The 23,864-nt window shown below is 45.4% G+C and carries 10 protein-coding genes; 2 read left to right on the top strand and 8 right to left on the bottom strand.

The annotated features are described in order from the left end of the window. Nucleotides 1-224: 224 nt before the first annotated feature. Nucleotides 225-848: a sigma-70 family RNA polymerase sigma factor gene (locus F9B85_RS03970; RefSeq protein ID WP_151619090.1), complete on the top strand. Its 624-nt coding sequence runs from the start codon at nt 225-227 to the stop codon at nt 846-848. Then, entirely contained in the window at nt 845-2,005 is a 1,161-nt protein-coding gene (locus tag F9B85_RS03975; RefSeq protein ID WP_151618761.1) for a zf-HC2 domain-containing protein, read from the top strand. The genes F9B85_RS03970 and F9B85_RS03975 overlap by 4 nt, the downstream gene beginning before the upstream one ends. Nucleotides 2,006-2,184: 179 nt before the next feature. Here the strand turns inward: F9B85_RS03975 and F9B85_RS03980 are convergent, their stop codons facing one another. The 8 genes from F9B85_RS03980 to F9B85_RS04015 form a co-directional block, all read right to left on the bottom strand. Further along, nucleotides 2,185-5,940 (bottom strand): S8 family serine peptidase, encoded by a 3,756-nt coding sequence (locus F9B85_RS03980; RefSeq protein WP_151618763.1) that lies wholly within the window; start codon nt 5,938-5,940, stop codon nt 2,185-2,187. 129 nt (nt 5,941-6,069) lie between these two features. Beyond that, nucleotides 6,070-6,846, bottom strand: coding sequence for a WecB/TagA/CpsF family glycosyltransferase (locus F9B85_RS03985; protein ID WP_243138054.1), 777 nt, complete (start codon nt 6,844-6,846; stop codon nt 6,070-6,072). Nucleotides 6,847-6,881: 35 nt separating this feature from the next. Next, entirely contained in the window at nt 6,882-8,024 is a 1,143-nt protein-coding gene (csaB, locus tag F9B85_RS03990; protein WP_170270160.1) for a polysaccharide pyruvyl transferase CsaB, read from the bottom strand. A 201-nt stretch (nt 8,025-8,225) separates the two neighbouring features. Next, nucleotides 8,226-10,388 carry an S-layer homology domain-containing protein gene (locus F9B85_RS03995; protein WP_151618767.1) on the bottom strand — a complete coding sequence of 721 codons (2,163 nt, stop codon included), beginning with the start codon at nt 10,386-10,388 and terminating at the stop codon, nt 8,226-8,228. A gap of 89 nt (nt 10,389-10,477) precedes the next feature. Beyond that, complete coding sequence (locus tag F9B85_RS04000) at nt 10,478-12,112, bottom strand: S-layer homology domain-containing protein (RefSeq protein ID WP_151618769.1); 1,635 nt, start codon at nt 12,110-12,112, stop codon at nt 10,478-10,480. 24 nt (nt 12,113-12,136) lie between these two features. Beyond that, on the bottom strand, nt 12,137-14,857 hold the full coding sequence (locus tag F9B85_RS04005; RefSeq protein WP_151618771.1) for a hypothetical protein: 2,721 nt from the start codon (nt 14,855-14,857) through the stop codon (nt 12,137-12,139). A gap of 159 nt (nt 14,858-15,016) precedes the next feature. Next, on the bottom strand, nt 15,017-22,069 hold the full coding sequence (locus F9B85_RS04010) for an IPT/TIG domain-containing protein (protein ID WP_151618772.1): 7,053 nt from the start codon (nt 22,067-22,069) through the stop codon (nt 15,017-15,019). Between the two features lie 280 nt (nt 22,070-22,349). Beyond that, complete coding sequence (locus tag F9B85_RS04015; protein ID WP_151618774.1) at nt 22,350-23,810, bottom strand: copper amine oxidase N-terminal domain-containing protein; 1,461 nt, start codon at nt 23,808-23,810, stop codon at nt 22,350-22,352. Nucleotides 23,811-23,864: the final 54 nt, after the last annotated feature.

The following is a 23,864-nucleotide window of genomic DNA, read 5'->3' on the forward strand; positions in this document are numbered from 1 at the left end:
CTGACCACCTCCCCCGTAGGGTGTTTTTTGTGTTATTCTGTTTACACTAAGATATTTCGCTTTTTTATGCATGAATGTTGGGGTCGTTTTAGAAAAACTGTGAAAAATATTTTTTTAGTTTATCTAATGGGGCAAAAGGAACTTTTTCTTCTTGTTCTTTGTCTAATTACATAACCGGGCTCGTTATTGACTTGTCCGGAAGGAGCGTCGTAAAGTTGGACAATATGAGACTTCTAGTGCAACAGGCCCAGAAAGGCGATCGACAAGCTTTCGAGAAGCTCGTTACTATGTATCAAGATCGCGTCTATGCGCTCAGTTATCGTATGGCTGGCAATCCTGATGATGCACAAGATCTGGCGCAGGAAGCTTTTATCCGCGCCTACTCTTCTCTGGCTTCCTTTCGACAAGATGCTGACTTTGGCACTTGGATTCATCGCATTACTGTTAATACGTGGATTAATATGCAGAGAAAGAATAAGCGTGCTACTGTTGTTTCTCTCGATGAGCCCATGCATACAAGCGATGGTGAAGTGCAGAGGGAGTTAGCGGCTACGAGTGAAGGGCCAGAAGAGTTTGTGGAGCGGCGAGAGACAAGCGACCGGATTCGCCAGGCTTTGTTGGAGTTGAAACCGGAGCATCGGGCTGTCATCGTCTTACGGGAAATGCAAGGTTATTCTTATGAAGAAGTAGCAGAGATGCTTGACTGTACTTTAGGAACGGTAAAGTCTCGCATCAATCGGGCTCGTAACGCTTTAAAGGAAAAGTTATTGTCCCTTGCTCCATCGACGGGCATGGGTCTTACTCATAAGAAGTCTAAGTCTACGCGACAGGGAGGTGAAGGAATATGATGAACTGCCAGGAAGTTAAAGAGCTTTTGTCTCTTTATATAGATGAATACGTGAGCGAGAATGAAGCTATGGCCATTGAGCAACACCTGGCAGACTGTTCTTACTGTCGCGAGGAGTTAGATCTGTTAAGAATGGTTATGGAGAGTCTCCGTGATGTAGGTGACTCTTATCCTACGAAAGCCCCAGAGGGTTTTGTACAGTCTGTCATGGAGAGGTTGCCACTATCTGAGCCTACCACCTCTACTTCAAAGCGCTCATTGTGGAGTACTTGGAGCTATAGCTCTCGACGCTATGTAGCGGCGGCGGCGGCACTTTTTGTGGTAGCCGCTGGTGCAATGGGCTTGACTGTTCAGCAAAGCGGTGTAGATGGAACTAATCAGATGGCTGAGCAAGGCTCTTCTTCTCAAGGTGCTGGTCTAGATAATAGAGCAGGTCTAGAGCTTCTGGCCCAAGAGGATTTTTCTCAGCAGGGTCTTGCTAGTTCTGCTTCGGACGATAGATTGTTAGGCTCTGAGGGAGCGACATTCAATTCTAATGGCGCTGGTGATGAGTCTTCATCTATAGCTAGTTCTGATGACATAGGATCTATAGAAGGTAATGGTGCGGCTGGTTCTACAGGCTCTACTGGTACAGCTCCTGTAGAACAGAGGGCGCGAGATACTAGTTCAGGTCGAGATGCTGTACAAATGGCGGCTGTTGATGATAGTAAAGTCTTTTTGAGCAAGGAACGGGTTATTACGAGTACGCTCTTTAAGATAGCTGTTGATAATCTAGAGGCCGCACAAGCTGATGTAATCGCCTTGGCAAACCAGGCTGGTAACGCTGTTCATAAAGTGTCTACGCGAGATGATCAGGGAAATGTTGTGGAGATCTTACGTTTCTACGGTGCTGTAGGTGCTTCTGATTATTACGCTCAGCAAGCACAAGGCGTAGGTAATGTTCTAGAGCGCAAAGTAGAAAGCCAGAATATAACGGAAAGATTTAATGAAATGGTAGAACAGCGTCGTCAATTAATGGCTCAGCGAGATAGCACGAGTGATCTTGCAAAGCGACGTCATATTGATGGTCAGCTTAACTCCTTAGAGAAGCAGTTGGAGACATGGGAGAAAGAGTCTTCTAGTCATGTTATTGTCTTCTGGTTAACAGTTGCTAGGTAAAGCTCTAGGGTATACGGGTATACTTTAAGGATATGTTACAGTAGAAAAGAAGAAGGTAGTGAACGGAGTCTTGTAACTCCTGTCCACTACCTTCTTCTTTTTCTTCTTAAGTTTCTTTAGCTGAACTTTGTATTCTTTAGGAATTTATGCTTTAGCTTTAGCTTTATCTTATTGCTCTTTCAATCTACTTTGATATCTTGTTCTGCAAGATGGTGAAGCAGTTGTTCTATGAGAATAATACTTTGCGCTCTTGTAAGTGGTTCAAAAGGACGATAGCCTTCTTCTCCCCACTTTTCAGGAAACGGAAATGGTTGATTAGGAAGTCTAGAAAGAATAGACCAGCCTTCTCCCTGCTGTACTTCTTGTTGTGGAAAAAAGAAGTTGTGTTCGCTATTATGAAAAATTTCCCTTTGCCAACTCTGAGCAACAGCATGTTGAGCCCACAACGGGATAGCATCATGATCTTCTATTGTAGCTAAGATTGCAGAGACTTCTTCTTCCTGCGGCCAACCTAGGGCTCTTGATAGGAGTAAAGCAAATTCAAGGCGGTTGATGGCCTCATCTGGACGAAAATAGCGGTCTTCGTTTCCTGTGATGATGCCTTTGAGGGAAAGTCTTTGCAGGCTTTCTTCAGCCCAGTGTCCTTTTATGTCTTGTAGTGTCGATGCTTGGGTAGTTGGTATGGATACTTTTTGTCCCGTTATAGCACCTGTTGCCGCCATGGCTACTAGTTGGATCTCCTTTTCTCCTGCTGGATAGTCAAAATACCAGACAAATCTGCCCTGACTGTCTACTGTTACTTTTTCCCGTACTGTGCCGCTCTGGTAATAGGCATATAGCTTTGTTGCTGAAGTTTGGCCTGTTACAAAGAGTCGATTCTGGAGCTGAAAGAAGGATTGGATTTGCAGGTAAGGTGCTGTGAAAGCTTCTCTGCTTTTGCCTTGTACCATGGCGACAATTTCTTCTGTAGGCGGTGGTGCCATGAGAGTAGTTAGTTCTATTGTTTCTCCTACTACTAGATCAGTTGGTTCTATGAGGTAGCCGTTTTTTAGAATGACTGTTCGTGGGCTTAACTGATAGGATCTGCCACTTAAAGTAATTAGACTGTGATCACTGCTTCGATAGTTAGCAAAGATCTCTTCTCTTTCTTCAGCTACTTCTATGCTATCTATGCGTTTGACTTGTTGGCCTGTGGAGTTAAGAGTAAGCCAAGTCCAAGTGCCTAGTGGTACTGTAACCAAGTCGGCAGGCATGCCCCAGCGATATACTTGCAAATCTGGTGCTAATGTGTACTGCTCTAGTCGATTGTGTTGGTTGACTAGGTAGAGCTGTTTTTGTTGATTGTTGTGATAGACGACGCGACCCCAGCGTATCTGTGAGTAGGCTCTAATGTCTACTAAGCTCTGACTGTCTGGCAACACCATAGCGGTGATGTAGTCACCAACTTGAAGGTCTTCAATTACCGCTTCTTCATCGTCTCGATGTACCTGACTACCTTCAAGAAGTTGATAGGTGTCGCCACCTTCTACAAAAGTTAGTCTTTTGCTATTAGGATCGATGCTCTCAATAGTGCCCTGTATACTTTGGCGACGAATGGCTAGATGATGGATTTGTCCTGTCTGAGGTGATTGGACGAGACGGACAGCCATACCGGGTAAAAGTTCTTGAAAGTTAGTTGTACTGTGAAAAGGCATGTCTCGCCAGACTTTGCCGACTGGTGCATCTTCGAAGGTGACAGCTAGTTGAGGACTGCCTCTATAGATGGTACTGTCTCGGAGCAGGCGAAGCTGATTCTCTCCTTGATTGGCTCTTTCGACGATACCTTCTTTTTCTATGTAGGTGCTGTCAGCTTGCCAGATTGTTTGTGTGGAAGGGTTAACTATGGCTCTAATTTCACTGCCTGGTAAAAGGGACTGCAGGGTTTCTTGCTTTTCTCCGTTTACTGTTAAGGCTATCTGTGGTGAAAGGTAGTAACCTCCTTCACGGACAGCTGAACTCATCTCTAGAATCATGGCCTGTTCTCCATCGATGACTGCTTGGACAGCACCTGTATGCCAGATCCGAGAGATAAGGTAGGTGCGGAGGTTCGTCTGATAGAGATCTGCTCCGTAAGGAAGGCCCTCTATCTCTAGGTTTTTGATCGCTTCGTTTTCTACATAAAGGCTCTGGTAGGCTTTCCAGGGCACTTTCTTTCCATTGTCTAAGTGCAGGTAGGTGATTGTTTCCTTTTGGGCCGCTGAAATTTCATCTTCATCTTCTGGTTGGCTTTCTTGTGACAATGAGAAAAAGGGTTCTTCAGAAGGAATTGCTCCTCTTCCCTGTCCTGTGACGATGCCTTGTAAAGGTAATTGACCGTAAACAAGGGCATAATCCTGTGCTACTTGGCCCGTACTTTGGGTACTTTGCGATGCTTTTTCTGCTACTGTAGAAGCTCGGACAATGATCTGATATGTACCATATTGTGGTTCGGCTATGTAGACTTGCTCTACGTTATTAAGTCGATCAAAATCATTACTTCCAAGAAAGTGGTTGCCCATAAATTCTTGACCGTCCGGGGCAATTACGAGTAGATCTAGATCGTTTACTAATGTATTGCTCGTACTTGTGCCTGCCTCAGCGGCAGGATCGGTCCAAGCAAGTGTAATTTTGAGTGGTTCAGTAGAGTTATATACAGAGTAACGATAAATAGCTTCTTCGTCTTCTTGTAGGCCTTTGTGTTCGTCACGGTAGAAGAAACTTTTATCTTGTAAGGCCAAGATTGTGCTGGCTAGATCGATTGTGCCAAAGCCTTCTAGGGAGGGTCCGGCTTCATTAGTTCGAGCTCCGTTAATAAGCAGGGCTTTGATAAGGGCTGAGGAAGGAGATTCCTTTGGTCCGCTTTGAGGTCCTTGATTAGATGTTGTCATTAAGTATTGTCTTAGCAAAGCAACAGCACCGCCCGCAACAGCTGAAGCCATACTAGTGCCTTGCATGCGTGTGTATTCTTCATGAGCTGGAAAGTTACTTTCTATGTATCTAGAGCGAGGAGCAACTATAGAAGTTCCTGGAGCAAGTAATTCTGGTTTTATGCGTCCATCTGCTGTAGGTCCACGACTAGATAGTTCCACTGCTGAACCTAGGGGCAGTAAGGTACTGTCAAAGCCTGGTCGAGGACTCTGGGAAGCACCGATGACGAGGGCATTTTTGCTGTTGCTCTCTGTAGTTATAGTTCCTCTCTCTGGTCCTGAATTACCAGCGCCAAAAATAACGAGAAAGTCAGGGTTCTGTCGAATAAAATCGTCTATTTGAGCTGTTGTGACGCCATAGTAGTTACCGCGACCACCCCAACCGTTGACGTGAATCCGCGCGCCTGCTGAGTAGGCAGGATAAAAAAGTTGTTCTAGATTAGCCGGCGTTCTTAGTACGCCTTCTTCATTCAGAAGTCCTTGTATGTAAAGGCTAGCACCAGGTGCTAGTCCTTTGTATTGTCCTTTTGAGGCACTGCCTGTTCCAGCGATGATGCCAGCCATGTGAGTGCCATGTCCGTTAGTATCGTCGGCTCGATCTCTTCCTGCCCAGGATTGTAGTTGAATGACTTTAGGCATTTTACCTTCTTCAGAGTGAAAATCAGGATGAAGATCGCTAAGCTGACCGCTGTCAAGGCCACTGTCAGCTAGAGCAACTATTTGTCCTTCTCCTGTAAGTCCTTTTGCAGTGATTAGACCAGGCAGGCTAACAGGTGTTGCTCCAACTATGTCTCGAGCTCTATCGCTGAGCAGTTCTATTTCTTGATGAGGTTGTTCTATTTGTGCTTCGTAAGAATATGCAGTATTGGAATTAGCAGGTAGTGATATGAGTAATCCTGCCATGCATAGGACCATGAGGAGCAAGATTGGGAGGTAAGTTGCAGGACCTTCTTGATGGTTACTGCGAAGTGTTGGAATGGTTCTCTTCATAGAGTTCCACCTTCCGATAGGAGAATGTCTCCCCTAGCAATCTATCTTAGATTCTTTTAAATTCTTGAAGTAGTCTAGTCTAGATAGGGTAAAGGGTTTGCTGGGAGTTAGCCGGGAGTTAGCTGGGCGTTAGTTAGATCTTTTTTGTCTTAGTACTTCTAGGGCAAAAAGTGGTAGCCGTACTTGCCTTTTGATTCTTGTCGGTTGGCTGAGTAGGCGGTATAACCATTCGATATGCATTTTTTGAGTCCATTGGGGCGCTCTTTTTACAGTGCCGGCAAAAACGTCAAAACTCCCACCGACGCCCATGGCAATGTGACCTGCTTGTTGCAGGTTTCTCGCTTGCTTTTCTGTTACTGTCTTAAAGAGGTTATTGATCCATTTTTCTTGTCGCGGTGCTCCGAGACCGACGAATAGAAGTTGTGGTTTTTTTTCTAGAATTTCTTCTATGATGATCTGTTCTTCTTCTTTTTTAAAATAACCGTGTCTTGTTCCTGCGATGGACAGGCCGGGGTGAAGTTCTTTTATCTTTTGCCCTGCTTTTTCCGCTACACCTGGTGCGGCACCGAGGAAGTAGCAAGACCAGTTCTTGCTTCCCGCTACTGTCAGTAGTTCTGCCATAAGATCGATTCCTGTTACTCTTTCTCTAAGCTTTTCCCCTTGTTGACGGGCGGCCCAGACGACACCAATGCCGTCAGCTGTAACAAGAGAAGCTCCTGCGATGAGTTTTTGTAAGTCTTCGTCCTTTCTGGCGCTGTAGAGGATCTCGGGGTTAGCAGTAATGATCTGGTGTAGCCCTCCTCTTTCAAGCAACTTACTGATGTGTTGAACTGATTCTTGCAGGGTAAGTGTGTGAACAGGACTGCCGAGTATATAAATAGAAGGTACCTTATTGATGACGTGCAAGGCCTCCTTCGAGTGTTCTTCTTTCATGTATTTATTCATTTATTTTTTGTTTTTTTCTTTTCCATTAAGCTAATTGCTAGGGTGGCTGTTTGTTCAGCTTTGCTTTTCATTTTTTGTGCCCAGGTACGGAAGTGATGGGTTTCTTTTTCATACTCTTTTAGTATGCGGTTGGTTTCTTCGATTAAGTCTAGTCCTGTGAGGGGAGCGGTAGCACCGAAGGCGGGGCGACCGGAGTCTTCGAGAAATTCTGTTACTTTGGGATCGTAGGAGATTCCGATGACGGGAACACCTCTTAGTGTGGCGAAGATAAGGGCGTGCAGACGTACGCCCACTAAGAGTGAGGACCTTCCGATGATTGTCATGGCTTGTTCAAAGTGCAGATCGCGGCTGAGGGCTTTGGCTCTGGGGTGGTTCAGTTTTCGTTCCATTTCTTGCCCTAGCTCTACGTCTTCTCCGGCGTGCATGGGCAAGAAGGTGATGGTCCATCCTTGCTTGAGCAGATGCTGAGCCAGTTCAAAGGAAGCTTTTTCGATGCCCATGCCGTCCCATCTTCGGAGGCAGAATACGGCTTCAAGAGTACTGGTAGCATTCTCTTTGTTTTGTCCTATTAAATTATCATGATGCTTAGGGCAACAATTGTTCAAGCCTTGCGGCTCTTGCTTGTCCAGTTCAACAAGGGCAAAAACGGGATCGACAGTAACGTGGATTGGTGGTTTGTGTACGCCCATTTCTCTCAATCTTTGGGCAGAGGCTTTGTCACGCAGGGTGATGAGGTCAACATGGTTAGCTACATGTCGAATAAGGTTTTGGCCTAGTTGACCATTAACAGGTCCGATGCCCTGAGCATAGAACATAACCTTGCGTCCTAATAGGTGAGCAAGGTATACAACGAGAAGATAATAGGGTATGGTCATAGGCCCTGTTACGTCTTGAAGTAGACTACCACCTCCACTGATGACGAGGTCGGCTTCTAGGAGGACTTTCAAGACTGCTAAAGGGTTATAACGGTGAACGGCCTCAACGCCGTGATCGCGTCGCGTCACGGCTGGTTGGCCTGAAAGCACAATGATTTTCAGGTTAGGACGCAGGCGGCGCAAAGCAGTGATCATGGCTTTTAAAAGCGCTTCATCGCCGGCGTTATCATATCCATAGTATCCGGATAGTACAACTGTCGCCACGTATCTCTTCTCCTGCGCATTAACATCCAAATATAGCCGTATTTTAACACGTTTGAGTAATACTTGCCAATACAATGACGAGTATAAGGAAATGTAAAGTTAAAGGTACTGTTAATGGTACTGGTAAAGGTAAAGAAAAGACAACGACAGTGACTGTGCTTCTCTTCCTCTGTCTCTGTCGTTGTCTTTCGTCTATTTTTTCTATCGTATCTTTTCTATATAGTTTAGGATGATGACGGATGCTTCGGCTCGGGTGGTGTGGTTATGGGGATCGAAGGTGTTGTTGGGGCGGCCTTGGATGAGGCCTGCGCGGATGGCATTGGCAATATCAGGTCTTAGGTCAGAGCGAACTTGGTTCCAGTCGTTTAGGTATTCGGGAGTTATGGTGCTACTTTGGTTAGCAAAGTTTATTCTGCCTACGACGGCGCGACCTGCCCAAGCGGCCATTTCTTGACGGGTAATTGCTTCATGGGGGCGGAAGTTAGGGCCTTGCTCAGTGACAATGCCTGCCTGTAAGGCTCTCTGTAGTGGTCCTGCATACCATTCGTCAGCTCTTACGTCTCTAAATGGTGGTGCTCCAGGCATGGAGTAGCCGCCGCCAAGGTTGAGGCTGTTGGCGAGTAGGGTTATAAATTCTGCTCTTGTTGTCTTCTTGTCTGGCTCAAAGATACGAGGTGCTGTACCGTTAACGAGACCTCGGAAAGCTAAAGCTTCAATCTGAGGTCTAGCCCAGTGTCCAACGGTGTCGATAAAAGGTGCTTGAGCCGCACCGGCGTAGGGGTTGCCGCTGTAGCTAGGACCACCAGGGTAGTAGGCCTGTGGTGCGCCTGGGCTAAAGCCCTGGTGGTAGCCATAATAGCTTCCATAGTTAGCGGGATTGTATTGATAGTTAGGATCGTTATAGCCGGCTCCGTAGCCGGGGCCAAAGCCTGGTGGATAACCTGCTGGTGTAGGGGTATGGGGAGCAAATCCTGGGTAGCCGTAACTACCTGAGCCAGGAGTAAGAGAACTACCAGGGTATAAAGCAGGATTACCTGTGGGTGTTTCAAAGAGGGCGAAACGTCCAAAACTGGTTACACGACTGTGGACAGAGCGGTTGGCTGTGTTTACGGTGCTAGGTAGTTCACGCCATGTATTACCTTCTTGTTTGTAAATTTTTAATGAAGCAGGGTTACTGACATGCCAGTAGTCGTAGTAAAAGGTGATGTGCACAGGATCGTCAGAGGAAAAAGAGTTGACGGTGTATCCATTACGAGAGTAATCGGAATAGCGAATCAAATCTAATTCATAAGCTGTGCCTATGCGAGCTTTGCCTGCTGGTGCTGAGGTATTATCTATGTATTCTCTCAGGGCTACAACAGTGCCACCAGAGCTATCACCTCGGCGAAGCCAACGTGCAGGAATTTGCAGTTCTATATCTGTTGTGCTTACACGAACAGAACCGTCGTCGTAGCCTTGAAGAGCATCATAGGTAAAGGCAACGTATCGATTAATATTTGTTCTGATATTAAAGTTCCAGCGATCATCAGCATCACTTCGTCTTACTACGACGACGTCAGAAGAAGATACGCTGTGGTTTAGGGCATTGTCAATAGCTTCTGCGATGCGAGAACGGTCTGTAGTACTTCCGCTACTGCGACCTTCATCACGATAGTCAGTACGAACTTCTGCAGAGTTGGAACGGTTGCTTTCACGATATTCGTTACCAGAGACGCCTGCTTTATAGGCTCGAACATAACGGGTATAGTAGGTATCTGGTTGAAGCCCTGTTTCTAGAAAACTTGTTTTGTTAGGGTCAGTTACTCTTCCTACTAGATCTCCGCGATGATCGTAAATCTTATAGCCGCTTGCACCGTAGGCAAAAGAGTCCCACTGCCAAAGAATTTCTCTTGTGCCTTGTGCTTCGCCACGAAAGTTGATCGGTATGGCTAGTTCGGAAATAGTGACTGTCTTTGTACCTGATCGTTTCTGACTGTTATCAGGTAAAATAGCGGCTATTGCGATGTCGTAAGTGTTGTCTCCTAAAGTGGTAACTCGTGCATACTTCTTATTAGTTCCTGTGTAAGCCTGGGTAAATAAAACTTGTTCTGTACCGCCTCTTAAGTTCAAGACTCTGAATTCTTGAACAGTATCGCCACTATAGAACCACTCGATACGGACTACATTAGGACCTGTTACGGTCACCGTAGGCGTTCCCACATTGTAGGTGTAAGTTGCTTCTGCAACAGAAAGTGCCTTATTTGCAATATTTTGAAGGGTTTTGCTCTTATTTGTTATAGGTATGGATAGTTGAAAAGCAAATAAGAAGAATAAGGCCAACGATAAAGCCAGGGCTTTACGATAGCTAGTTATAAAATGGAACACCTTGGCTCACCTCCGTGGGTAGGTTAAACCACAGAGGCAGAGGAGCGGCGCTCACACTCTGCCTCTCTGTGGTTTTATTACACTCTTTTCTAGAACATATTGAAGAGTCTGTCTCTGTAGTCCTGCTTTAGGTCGTATTGGAGGAATTCGATGGCTTGGACTAGGACGGCGGCCGCTTCGGCTCTAGTTAGCGGTTCTTGAGGACGGAAGTTGCCGTAGCTGTCGCCTGTGAGGATGCCTAGTTCTTGGGCTACGTAGATGGAATCGCGAGCCCAGTTGCTAATCTGGTGGTCGTCGTAAAAGAAAGATGGTGTGTATCCTGATGGGGCTAAGTTGGCTAAGCCGAGGCCACGGACGATTAAGGTGGCCGCTTGCTCGCGCGTCATAAGGCCGTAGGGGTCAAAGCGTGTGTAGCTAACACCAGCCATGATGTTTTGCGCGTGAGCTAAGCGTACTTCATCAAAGCCTTCCATAGCTGGAGTAACATCGGCAAAAGGTGATGGATTGTTGGCTATAGCGGCATTTCTCTGCCTTGGTGTACCTGTTGCACCATCATAAGGAGCACGGGCTGATGGTCTGGTGGCATTTTGTGGTTTGGCCTTTTCCCCTGGCGCTGGCAAGTTGGGGTAACCGGCTGTATAGGCGATCATGCCTGATGGTCCTTCTGGTGAGACTACGCCGAGAGCTTGAACGAAGGCGCGAGCAAAATCTAATCTGGTAATAGGTTGAGTTGGTCCAAAGTACCCGTCATAACCATTCCAAGCTTTGATACCGGCTAAGCGGTTGACGTACGACTCAGACCAGTGACCGCGAATATCGGCATAGTTAGGTACGTAGAGACGGTGTAATTTAGGTACTGTTTGTAAGGAAAGTTGCTGTTCGTTACGGTTACGATATTCATTAGTAATCTGCCTATCAGCACCTTGGCCGCTGACCCATGGTAAGTTGTAGCGAGCTAAAGCGGTAGAACTCCCTTGTTCGCTAATTAAGTAGCCACCACTAAAGCTGATATTTACAGGATCGTTGCCGTGATAGCTTACGTGACGATCTGTTGATAAATTGATAGCGTAGTCAATCTGCCCGTCCCAAGCTGTAGCTAAAGGACCGTTTTGAGCATTTTGTGGTACGTTTACAGGTGTGTATTGAAGGATCTGGGTCATGCGTTGTGTTTCGGAGCGACCCCAGTTGTGGTCATAACCTACGGTGTGGCCGGAGATTTCTACAGTCAATCGACCAACATCGCGGTTGACGGTGTAGATTTTTCGGCCTTCCCAGTTACCACCATAGTAGTTGACGACAGGATGTTTGTCCTTGGTAACAGCTTTGGAAAGTTGGCCATCGACTAATTGGTAGCGTACGCCGTCTATGGTGATTGTTTCTGTGATGCGATCGAGTTGAGAATAGTGAACTGATTGTGCAGAGTCTTCTCGCGTTCTGCTTTCTTCTACATAGGTGGCGGAGCGACTTAATTTGTTCTGCCCTGTTACATCTGTGAGGGTGTAGGTAAAGCGTGTTGTAGTGCTATCACCACGACCGGCGCTAATGTTGACAGTAACTTTACCTTTCATAAGTATGGGCTGACCAGTGATATAGATGAATTCTTCATAGTCGTATTCGTTAGCTATGCCGCCTTCTAAGGGCAAATGGCTCGATGCTCCCCAGAGGGTGCTTGGTATGCTGAGAAAGAGGGCCAAGGCGATTAGTAAGGGGATGACTTTAGGCATCCTGGGACACCTCCCTTGGATATGTTATTGCACGAAGATAAAGTGGGCTTCGTGGGTTCTGGGGTGGCGGATTACTAGGATGGTGTCATTGGGACGAAGGTCTTCGAAGGTGATCTGCTCTTGGTTGCGCATGATGATTGCTTTTTGAGCATTTAGAGATAAGGTTACTGGATCGGGATCCCAGCGTTGACTGTTTTCTGTCCAGTCACGGAGATCTTTTATGACGATTCTCTGGTTAGTTGGGTTAATCTGGTCGATTCTAGCTAAGGTTGCTTTTTCTTGTGGTGGCTGATCTGTGGAAGGTGCTTGTGAAGCGTTATGCATGGTGATGGCTACAGGTCGACCATCTTGGACAAAAGCGTAGATGAAGCTGTGGTCAAAGCGTCCACTAAAGCCATCGGTGAGGAAGTCTCCAATGGTGTTTCTTTCTGGTACTAAACCACGATAGTCGTAGATGACTGTGTCTGGTGCTGGTTTGATAAAGGCTTTGTCATCTTGACGACTAAAGCTATCCCAGGTGTTATTACGCATGTGGCTGTAGAAGTAGAGTTCAATTGTTCCGTCATTGCTGATCTCTCTTATAGAACCTTGCACAGGACCGTCTGAGTGTTGTGCAATAGGCATGACATCTTTGTGAGCTACTATAAGTGCCGCTCTGTAGCCAAGAGCGGTAGCGTCAGCAAAGATATGAATAGCGTCGCCATTTTGCAGATCTCGTACGTCTGTAAGACGTCCATCTCGTAAGACTATAGTGCCATCGTCAAAGCTCATCTGGTCTCGCATTAAGTGCAGTCTTAAAGTACCACCTGGAATATCGAGAGCAGAAAAGCGGTCGTTAAAGCTCTGTGATGCTGGTGAAGCCATGACCGATAAGCGCGAGGCGCGGAGACCATCAAAGTTGTTACTTGCACTGAAGAGGACTTCTTGACCTCGTCCATTACGTAAGAAGGAGTCTGCTGTTACGGGGCGACCATGAATCATGATGGAGCTACTAGGTTGTAATCTAACTTGTACTTGCCCTGGTTGAGACTGCCACTGATTGCCGCTAAATTTCTGTACGTTCCGTAAGGTTGCTACTCTGGTGATCTGATTAATAAATTCTATAGTGCCACGGTAGACACCTTCGGCTACGCGGTTAATAGTTGGTATGTCAATGCGAGCTATTTCTGCTCCACGATAGTCGGAAAGGCGAATGACCACGGGGTCGCCAATACGAAGGTCACTGAGCCTACCAAACTGTTGCCCTACTCGAACTTCTAGGCCTGGTGAGAAAGGGTAGTAAACTTCTTGGCCATGCTGATCGACTAAGCGTAGGCCTTGAGGTTCGATGGCTCGTACTCTTCCTTCTCGGACTTTACTGTTTTCTGGAATAGTCCCTGGGTTCATAACAGGTAGATCAGCTTCTAGAGAAACGATGCGCTCTCCGACAGCGCGGGCTGTAATATAAGTACCGTTAGGAACAACATCCATTGTTTTTTGTAAGCCACCGATATGAACAGTTGCCCCAGGCACAACGTGACCATGACGGAGCTGACCCCAGGGGTCTTGCACAATTACATATCCTGAAGCAGGATCGTAGTCCATTAAAGTGCCTTCTAAGGTACTATCTGTAGTTAGTACACGGATAAAGTGAATTTGCAAAGGCTCTGTTGATGCTGTTGTGGCCTGCTGGGGATCACGAGTGGAAAAAGTACTAGGTAAACTAGGCTGACCGGCGATTGGTTGGTTAAGACCATTTGCTGTGGCACTTTGATTAGCATTGACAGAGTATACTTCAATCTGATCTCCTACGGTGAGGGCATAGCCATCAGTAGGGCCATTTTTCCAGACGGCAACGCCTTGTCCCCAAGGATTGCCACTGTAAGGGCCTGTTAGTAGGATGGATCTTTTTTCTCCTTGCGGTCCAGCTATGTGAATGCGCCGAACTGGTGTACCACCTGGGCCTGCGCCAACTTGGTCAATATCATAAATAGAAGCAACAAAAACAGAGCGCCCCTGATTAGCTAGAGCCTTAGGCAGGCTGTTTTTGAGTAAAAAAGCGCCTTCGGCACGAGTCATAGGTCTTGTAGGATTAAGTAGAAGACGACCGTTTTGAGAAGAACCATTGAGTAAACCTTGTTGTAATGCCCCTTCCATCCAGGGCAAGGTGTTGGCGTTGAGACTTTTCCAGTCATCAAAGCTATAGACTTTAGTTTGTGTAGCTCCGAAGACCGGTTCTATTTGTAGAGAGCGAGCTGTCCAGATGGCCATCTGTTCTCTGGTGATTGCTTCGTTCCAGTAAGGTGTTTGTGGGCCAAAGCGTCCCACCTCTTCTTGTCCTTCGAATAACCCTTTGTTGGTGGCTGTCTCTATCAGACGGGGTGTCCAGGTGATAAGAGGATCAGGTCGGTTGGGGTTATTCCTTGCTTCTTCTCTCTGAACTTCTTCCATCCAGCCGTTCATGTTGGCTAAGGCAAGGAGAGCGTCACGACGTGTGAGAGGTCCGTCGGGACGGATCTGTCCTTGGTCGGCTCGAAGCAAGTTATGTATACCAGCTATGTAGAGGGCTTCTTGTGCCCAATGGCCTGTCGCGTCGGTGTAGCTACCATTGAGTATTAGATTCTGGTAGTAAGGAACTCCTTCAATCTCTGGCGGTAAAATTACAGCTTGAGCTGAATTAGGAACGGGGAAAATTACAGAGGCACTGAGGACACAAATTATTATTTTTTTACTTATGTATTTTTTGTAATTATGTACATCTATCATGGGCGCACCACCCCTTTTATGCCTAGTTTTAAGATTGGGACGTGAGAGGTTGCAGATTAATTAATAGGCCTATGTGGAGGTTAATTAGTTAAAGGGGTAAACCACAGAGATTAGAAAGACCTTTTTTCTTCTGTGGTTTACCCTTTAGTTCTTTATGATTTAATCAGCAAAGACAGCGTAATAGCCTGCTCTGTTGATCGCGGCTGAGGTGGCTAGGGGGTCGGAGTAGCTTTCTACTCTGATCCAGTTGCGACTTTGGCCGTCGTACCAGTAGAGGCTGGGGCGGCGGTTTTGGCCTTGTATGGTGCTGTTGTTGTAGTTGAGAGTAAGGGTGATTGGTTGACGGTACGTAGCAGGGGTAAAGGTTTCTGTACCTTTGTCGTAGCTTATTTTTACTTCGTAGATAGGTGATAGAGGTCTGCGGTTGCGGTTAGCTAGTACGATTCTTTCGGCTTCTCTATCAGAGACAGGTCCTACTTGGAGAGTGGCGTAACTGTCCATCATGTGACTGCCGTTTGATGATAGGGCTAGTGGTGGTAGGAGTGCTTTCCAGTTGCCGCTGTCAATAAGTAGTGGTGTGGAAAAGCCTTGGGCATCGGGGCTAAAGGAGACTGCTTTCGTGCGGGCGGCACCCATGTTGTTTTGCCGTAAATCGAGGTGGTTTTCTAAATTTCCTTTGCGGATGAGCATTTTAAGGCCGTCAGGGATAATTACGTATTCGATTTCAGGGACTGTAAAGCCATCCCAGCCTCTTTCATCTGATGTGGTAGCGGAAACAGCTTCTGAATAAGGGCCTGGTCCAGCGGAAGAGATAGCTCGGACGCGGAACCAGTAGCGTGTCTCTGGTTGGAGTCCCCGAACGAGAATGTAAGGCTCACCTTGTTGCACACTGGTTGCGGGAAGGACTTCGTAGAGTCGGAAGTTGCCTCTATCGCCTTCAGAGACTTCGATCTCATAAGCTTGAGCCATGTTGACTTGCGGCCAGGTGATTCTAATGGTGTGGCGGTCTATGACTTTGGTTAGAATCTCTGGTGGATCTTCTGGTAGACCACCATCGCTGTAATAAGTAAATCCTGGCTCATAGGTAAAGGATTGCCCATCGGGGTTGGTAACGATAATAAGAACGGTAATGCGAATGTCGTTATCGGGGATGGTAGGACCAGGCGGTAAGATGACTACGATCTCTGTTGAGGTTACGGAAACAATTTCTGCTGTAGTGCCGCCAAAAGTTACGGTTATGTTCGGCATGAAGCCGCTTCCGCGAATAACAATTGGTATGCCACCTGCTTGTGGTCCACTGCTTGGTATTACCGATTGAATGTGAGGCATGTCAGCATAGGTAAAGGCATTTGTTAATATGCCATAAGTTCTACCATCAGGGTTAATAACTTTGATATCGACTGTGCCAATAGCATGAGGAGGCACGATTACTGTTAGTTCAGTCCTAGTGACGTTAGTAACAACAGCTTCTTCACTGCCAAAGAAAACGGTAGGTAGTTGGCCATTAATTTCTATAAAGCCTGGAGAACCTGGGTTGTTAGCATCAATTCGTGGTGTGAAGTTTGCTCTGATTATGGCTGTAATGCCACCTGCTGTAGGTGAACTCGTGGGGTTAATGTCAATGAGATCGATTTGGCGAGCACTTCTAAGGTAGGTGAAGTAGTCAGCTTTTAAGCCGCTTACACAGTCTGGCGTGATGATATGCACGTCCACAAGAAGATCGTCCACATCATTAGGAAGTGGATAGGGTGGGACTCGTACAGCCCAGATCCATTCGTCGCTTCTTGATTCCCCTGCTTTGATTAAGCGAATTGGTTCGTTACTGTCGTTTACTGTCGGATCGACAGGGTAGTTAATGTTGGTGGGATTGCTTGTATTTGGACTTACAGGAATGCCACCAAAAGCAAAGGAAGGCCAATTGCGCTTGTCTCTGTAGTCTAACTCAAGGTTAGTGACTGTGATTAAGACCGTTTCTCCACCTGTGGCAAAAGCTCTCGGAGGTTCAACAGAGATAATCTGTGGTGCTTCTTCACCTGAAAAAAGTCTTAGCTCTTTAGGAGAAACAGCTATACTTCCGTCAGGGTTGATGATTCGTACAGGAATGTATTTGCTGTCTGATAGTCGGTCACGAGTTGCGAAGAGATCTTGTAAAGGTGGTACTTTTACTTTTACGATCCATTTTCCCGTAGCTTCATCAAAAGTAACTCTTTCGATGCCGCCTCCTCCAGGTTGATTAAACTCTTCAGTAACATCGTATCTACTTCTCCCTGGCACCATTATGTCAAAGTCCTCATCACCAAAACGCACAGTAAAGCCAGGGAAGAAATCTGTACCATGGATGTAGATGTACTTGTCGATTCCTTGTTCTTGATCTTCTACATCAACACCACAGGGGACAATCATTTGAATTGTAGGATTAGATTGTACATAAGTGAAGTATTGTCGCAATATGCCTTCTGAACCATCAGGGTTAAGTACTCGAACATCAACAACACCTGCTCTACCAGGAGGCACAATGACGGTCAGTTCTGTTCTTGGCCAAGGTGCATCGGGATCTTTGTCAATAACGGTAGCTCTTTGATTACCAAAGTAGACTTCAGGATAGCGATTGCCTATTTTGATAAATCCTTCTGAGACGTCACTAGTTCGACCAGGTCGAGCAAATATTATTGCTTCCATTTCTTCTCCCTGGCGATATTGATACTGTCTAGGCCTCATCTCTACAAGATCAATTCTCTTATAGGAGTGTAGGTAGGTGAAGGCGTTTGCTTTTGTACTGCTAGTTAAATAGGTGCTATTGACAACCATAACATCAACAGGCAGTTCTGAAATGCCCGTACCGATAAGCTCATCAGGCCAGGGGTAGGCTGGCACACGGACGCGCCAGATAGCTTCCCCGATCGTATTGTTATCTTTTTCATAACCTAATGTCTCTGCAGGGACACCACCAAAGAAAAAGAGAGGCCAAAAATCTTGATCTTCGTAATACTGAGGCACTAGATTCCTAACGCGGATATTAACTTCAGCTCCACCGATTGCTGATGAGCGATCGGCATCAACATATTGGTTCGGGTGCTCTGCTGAGATAGCAATAATTTCAGGTACAGGGCCTTCCCTGATTAAGGTGAAAGCTTCTCGTCTTTCCGCTTTATTGCCATCTGGGTTCTCAATGATTAAATTCAGTTTGTTGCGAGCTGGATTGGGGTTATAAGCTCCTAGAAATCTGGCCATATCTTCGGGGCTAAAGATTACTTCAAAAACAGCTTGGTTCGGTCGGCCTTCACTGTTAATAGTCTGAGTGACAACTCTTTCTCTAGGAACTCGCACGATGAGGTTGTTGTTGTTGTCATAAAAACTTGCTGTCATACCAGGGAAGAGATCTGTTCCATAAATATAGACGCTTTCGGTTCTCCCCGGGTTGTCTACTTTGATCCCTGGTGGTGCTACCGATAGGATGTTAGGTAAGGATGTGACTAAGGGAAGGGTACGAGTAACACTGCGAGCATCGGCTTTGCGAATTATTAATAAAGTTGCTTCTGTAACTCGATCAATTCGCGATACGTCTAAAGGTGGTGCGTAAAATTCAATTACACCAGTTTGGAATACTTCATCAGCTGATTTTGTGATTAGGTATTCTTCTTCGATCAGAACGTTTTGAAGATATATTTCTGGTAATTGACGAGGATCGTCATTGACGACAAATTGTACACCTTCTATGCGAATGCGCTGTCCACCAGTAGAGCGTAGCACTGTGGGGGGACTTTCTTGTCCATCAATTAGTACTCTTGTGATCTGGGGGTCTCCTGTATCTTGACCTGCTAGTACTCTATAGGGAGTCGGGAAGGTTAAGACATCTTTGGTTATGGGGTTGGCAATGGTGATTTTGTATTCACCACGTTGTAACGGTGGTGTTCTAAAAGAAAGTACTTGACCATTTTCTGATACGGTTATGTCTAAAGCAGGTAGTCCACCGATATAGACTTCTGGCAGGCGGCCTTCTGCTCTAAATCCTGCGCCTTCGATAGAGATGGGCATGGAAAAGCCTTCTGGTCCTGTAAGAGGAGCCATTCTTTCTAGTCGCAGACGGTCATCGTTCTTGTAAAGGGTGAAGGCTCTTTCTTTGTGAGCTGTCTCGTCATTAAAGACTAGGAACAGAGTCATATCAGTCCGCAGTTGTCGCTCTATCTCGGCATTGCTAGTGTCGAATTTGATACGAGGTAAGGTAAAGGCGATATATTCACTAGTGACTCCATTCGTTGTTAGGCGATAGACTTGTGGTTTGTCGTTTTGATTCAAGCCATTTTCACTAGTAGGTGGCCAGACTTGTTTGTTATTGAGCCAGATTTCTTCTAGCTCTCTAGCGCTACCTGCTGAGCCATCTCCAGGAGATAGGAAGTTATTACCTTTGACGAAGATGATAGGCTTGTCATCTGTGTTGTATGGTCCGTAGGCAGGAAGAATCTGATCTATAGTAGGTTGAGTATATCTTTGTTCAATAAAGGTCAGAGCAAGTGGTGATGGTACTCCCCAGTTGTAATAGGCTCTGCCGTCAGCAAAGATTAGTGTTACTGGTTTGGTACGAGGATAGCGTTGTCCATTGGTGTTGTATTCATCATCACGATAAGTTTGTTTGGTCGTTGTGAAAAAGAGCATAGACTCATCATGTTGATTAACAAACAATTGTTCAGAAGAGTGAAAACCCATAAAAACTTTGGTGACGTCGCTAAATCCCTCACCATTGCTTATGCTTACCATGCGTCCATCAACGTCAGGTACTTGTGTAGGGGTGATCTGAAGATCTGGCGGCATGATAATGGGAGAGTCACTTTTTATTCTTAAGGCTCGGGGAATGATAACTTCTTGATTATCTACGTTGATAACTTTGATGTTGACCCATCCATCACTAGGCAAACTGCCACTTTGCGAGAGATTGGGTAAGCGAAAATGCAGTTTCTGGTTGGCTAGTTGTCCGTCTCGAATTGGATCGTTAGGTTCTTCTAAAAAGACTTCTGTAGAGGGTACTAGTCTACTTGTCCCGTCATCTTGTTCCCATTGGATAAAGACCTGGGGATGATAGAGAGTTCGAGAGTTGTTTTCTTGAAGCCAGAACTGAAAGAAGTCCTGAGCTGAGGTGAGGGTGATGATGTGGCCACCATGATGACTGATTGGTTTGTCTGGTTCTTCGTAAGGAGTAACAACTGTAGTTTTTAATCTATTAAGGTAGTCAGAACCTACTACAATTGGTTGGCCTGGCTGGTGTAAAGCTGGAAAATGGGGTGTGCTTAAAAAGCGAAAACCACCTGTTATTACGAATTTATCTACTGTTGTACCATCTATTGTTTCGGCTACTTTTTCTACTTTGAATTCGTCGACATTGCGTAGAGCAACTTCGCCTGTTCCTGTAATTACTACAAGATTCCAGTCAGAAGGAGCTTGTTGAAAGTTATTACCTTCTGCTGTAAAGCGTGCTCGGATGATGCCAACGTTTTCTCCGTTATGTTCTCCTGTTCTGTAATTGACGTTAACAGGTTCTAAAGTTTCTAATGTTCCATTAACAGTTCTTTCTAAGCGGACTGTGCTATTAGGTCCCATGTTTCTTGCTTTTACTTCTAAGTCAAATTGATCTACTGTCCTTAGAACTGTGCGCGATGCTGGTTCTACTGCTACAATGTCTACATCGCTGTAAGGGCTGTAGACTTTAATTCTTTGGTCAACAGGGCTTCGTCCCCAAGGAGAACTAATGATTATAGATTCAAGTACGTTGGTGACTGTTAAATCACTAGGTGTTTCAACTTCTATGCTTACTGGTGTGACGTTGAGGATGGTTAATCTCTTCGCACCTATAGCAACTGTGACTTGATCTCTTAGAGCTTCTGTCTTAAATGACTTGGTAAGGGGATCCCAATCTTCTGCTAGATCAGCAAAGACTTGGTTAGCACCTGTAAAACCTGTTCTATCTTTGGCTTCGATTTTGAATCTTTGCTTTTGTCCTGATGCTAACCAGAAAAAGGATTCGCCATTTTCCTCGTCTGGTTCAATGCCAGATCCTACTTCTGGTACAACTTCTAAGGTGTTACGGTAGCGGTGGTAGGGATCGGCCCATAAGGTAATGCGAAATGGATCTGATAGAGCGCCATCGCTACGCAAAATAGTAGCATCTACGATTTCATAACCTACCGCTAAATTCAGGTTAGGAGGAATACCAAATTTCACTTCTGTTGGGGTAGTTGGGTTTGCTTGAGTTGAAATAGAGCCAATTTGTCTTCCTTTGATAAGGAGTATTACAGAATCTCCAGCATTCTCTACTAAGTTTTCACCTGTTACAATCACTTCAATTTGATTGCTTGATTGTACGTTGATTTCTTGTTCTATACCTAAGCCTAATAGTGGTTGCGCTTTCACGTTTTTAATCACAGGTACAGAGCCTTCAGGGTTGTATATGTAAAATTCTCCTGGTACAGTAGTTCTTTCTTCAATTATTGTTTTTGTTTGAGTACCATAGTGCATCTCTCTTTCTAAGAATATGGTCATGATGTTGTTATTACCTTGAGGTAGACTGGGGCTTAAAAGAGATACTCGATATACGCCCTGGGGGTCTCTCCAGTAGAAAGCTTTACTTGGGTTTTCTTGTAGGTTAGTTTCTAGTTGATTTTGTCCATTTGGCTCAACAATATATGTGTAAGTGTGGTTATCTGCTGTTGTTAGTATTACTTTTCGCTCTATTGATTCATGTCCATCAATATCTATAAAATCATTAGCGATGATGTCAATTTTCTGACGTTCGTTGGGCTTGGCATAAGATGGCGTAAAGTGAGTGTTACGAACGTTGGCAAATTGGTAGTGAAAAGCGTTGGGAACGGTGATTGTTTGCCCCAAAACAAGATCTAGTTTTACACCTTGATTGATTTCTGTATCAATATGTACAGAGCCTTTAATTTTGTAACGGTTTCCTCCTAGAGGTTCTCTACTTGTACCATAAACAGGGTACTCATTGGTGCCTCTAGCTAGTTTGATCTCCGTAAGGTTTACTCTGTCAAGATTAGTTCCAGTAAATTCGAAATGTAAGGGTTGTCCTCTGTCTTGGGCTTTATAGTAGATTGTTTCAACAACGATATCTTGGGCAAAAACATGGATAGGAAAAATACTCATGATGAAAAAGCAGAGGAGTAGCCAAGATATTATTATCTTTCTTTTTTTACTATTTTCACTCACGGCGGCACCTCGTTTTCCGTAATTAAAGTACAATTAACCTTAAATTTCAACTTTGCTCTTAAGTCCCTGGCTTCCAATTACTTAAAGAAAAGCCTGCTCCTAGGTTTTATTTATGGGTTCGCCATCTGCTTAGGTAGTTCCTGCATCTTGTCCTATAGATTCCTGTCTTTGTAGTTACTTTGCTTTTTTGCTTGCATTTGGATATTATTATTGTGATAGAAAGACCCTTTTTCTTTGTAAGGAGAAAAAGGGTCTTTTTGCGCGATGCTATTTTAGTGTTTTAACGATTTCTTGGTCTTACGTCAACAATTTTATTGAGTGGATCCCAGGTGACGTTAATATCTAGAGCTTGAGCAAGAAAACGCAGGGGCACTACTGTGTGATCTTCAATAACACGAGCTGGGACATCTACTTCTATCATAGGTCCATTGGTGATGACACGTTTTTGTCCGATCCAAAAGCCAATCTGGTGGCCACCTCGGTATATTTCTACTTTGCGCTCTTCGTCGGTCCAACGAACGGTAGCTCCTAGTGCCTCAGCGATAGGTCGTAAAGGCACCATAACTCGGTTGTCTTCTAAATAGGGCTTGGCATCGCCTTCAAAATTGATGGAGCGACCGTTAAGGGTGACAGAACGAATCTGTTCAAAGCTTTCGAAGACAGATGGTTTTTTGCCTGGTTCTTTTACGGGATCTGCAAATAGATTAGGGAAAAGCGCAAAGTCGCCTATTACTTTAACTTCACTTTCAATGTACCGCTGGTTATTTTTTTCTACGATTTCACCTACTAAGGGAATCCAGCTTTTCTCTTTTTCATCCCAGTAGCCGATGGTTGGTTCTGCCATACCTTTGGGAGCTTGAAAGCTAATAGTTATGGGTCTTGTAAATGGCGAACTACTGCTGTAACGGGGATCACGGTTCGTTACCAAGCGTACACCAGCTACGGGTATGGCCTCTCTGTTTCCACGGGTCACCAATTCATTCATGTCTAAGCGATTTAATCGCAATGAGATGATGCGGTCAACTGAAAAATGCGGAATATTTGCTTCAAACCCAGCTACTGGTTCTGCGATTTTGGCAGAGCGATTTTGGCGTGGGTCGATGAGAGTTGCGTAGTTTACTCGATCAGCTACATATTCGTTTGTTAAAAAGCCTATACGAAAGAATGAGGGTTGATTGGGATAGGTTGATTCAACTACCCAACGAGTCTCTGGAAAACCTTCTTTTCGCAGTTGAAAGATGGTGCTATGAACAATGCGGTAGCCTGGTGTAATTTCTCCGAAGGATACTCTACCTTGAGAGCTTTCCAATGAGCTTACTTGTAAGGGTTCAGTGGTGTTAACTCCACTGATGAAGTGCACACCGTAAAGGGCTCGATTAGAGTCGCGACGTTTGGCCATGTCTTTCTCGTCTTCGCCTTCTTCTATTCTGTCGCGGTATCCGCCGTAACCGAGCATGGTCATGCCTGCGTAGCCTCGTAAAGTGCTGTTATTTCTTATGTAGGCTTCTACAGTATCGTGAATCTGTTGCATTTCTGTTTCTGATCCGATGCCGTGAACCCATTCCATCTTGTATCCTTGGGGAGATGCTTCTGCTGTTAAAATTCCCATAGGGAGAAATATGGCAGATAGCATGAATAATATTGCAACGCTGAGGGCCATGATGCCGTGCTTGAAACCTTGTTTTTTGAATGAGGCTGATGTTGATGCAACCTGTGCCTTGACTGCCTTATCTGTGTTCATAATGACGGATTCCTCCCTCCTAGTTATATGTCGATCTTATTCGACTTGGCAGAA

It is taken from the genome of Heliorestis acidaminivorans (genome assembly GCF_008933955.1).
GTDB lineage: Bacteria > Bacillota > Desulfitobacteriia > Heliobacteriales > Heliobacteriaceae > Heliorestis > Heliorestis acidaminivorans.

Coding starts and splice junctions, on each gene's coding strand:
- F9B85_RS03970 (WP_151619090.1), top strand. CDS start 225: ATGAGACTTCTAGTGCAACAGGCCCAGAAAGGCGATCGACAAGCTTTC.
- F9B85_RS03975 (WP_151618761.1), top strand. CDS start 845: ATGATGAACTGCCAGGAAGTTAAAGAGCTTTTGTCTCTTTATATAGAT.
- F9B85_RS03980 (WP_151618763.1), bottom strand. CDS start 5,940: ATGAAGAGAACCATTCCAACACTTCGCAGTAACCATCAAGAAGGTCCT.
- F9B85_RS04000 (WP_151618769.1), bottom strand. CDS start 12,112: ATGCCTAAAGTCATCCCCTTACTAATCGCCTTGGCCCTCTTTCTCAGC.
- F9B85_RS04005 (WP_151618771.1), bottom strand. CDS start 14,857: ATGATAGATGTACATAATTACAAAAAATACATAAGTAAAAAAATAATA.
- F9B85_RS04015 (WP_151618774.1), bottom strand. CDS start 23,810: ATGAACACAGATAAGGCAGTCAAGGCACAGGTTGCATCAACATCAGCC.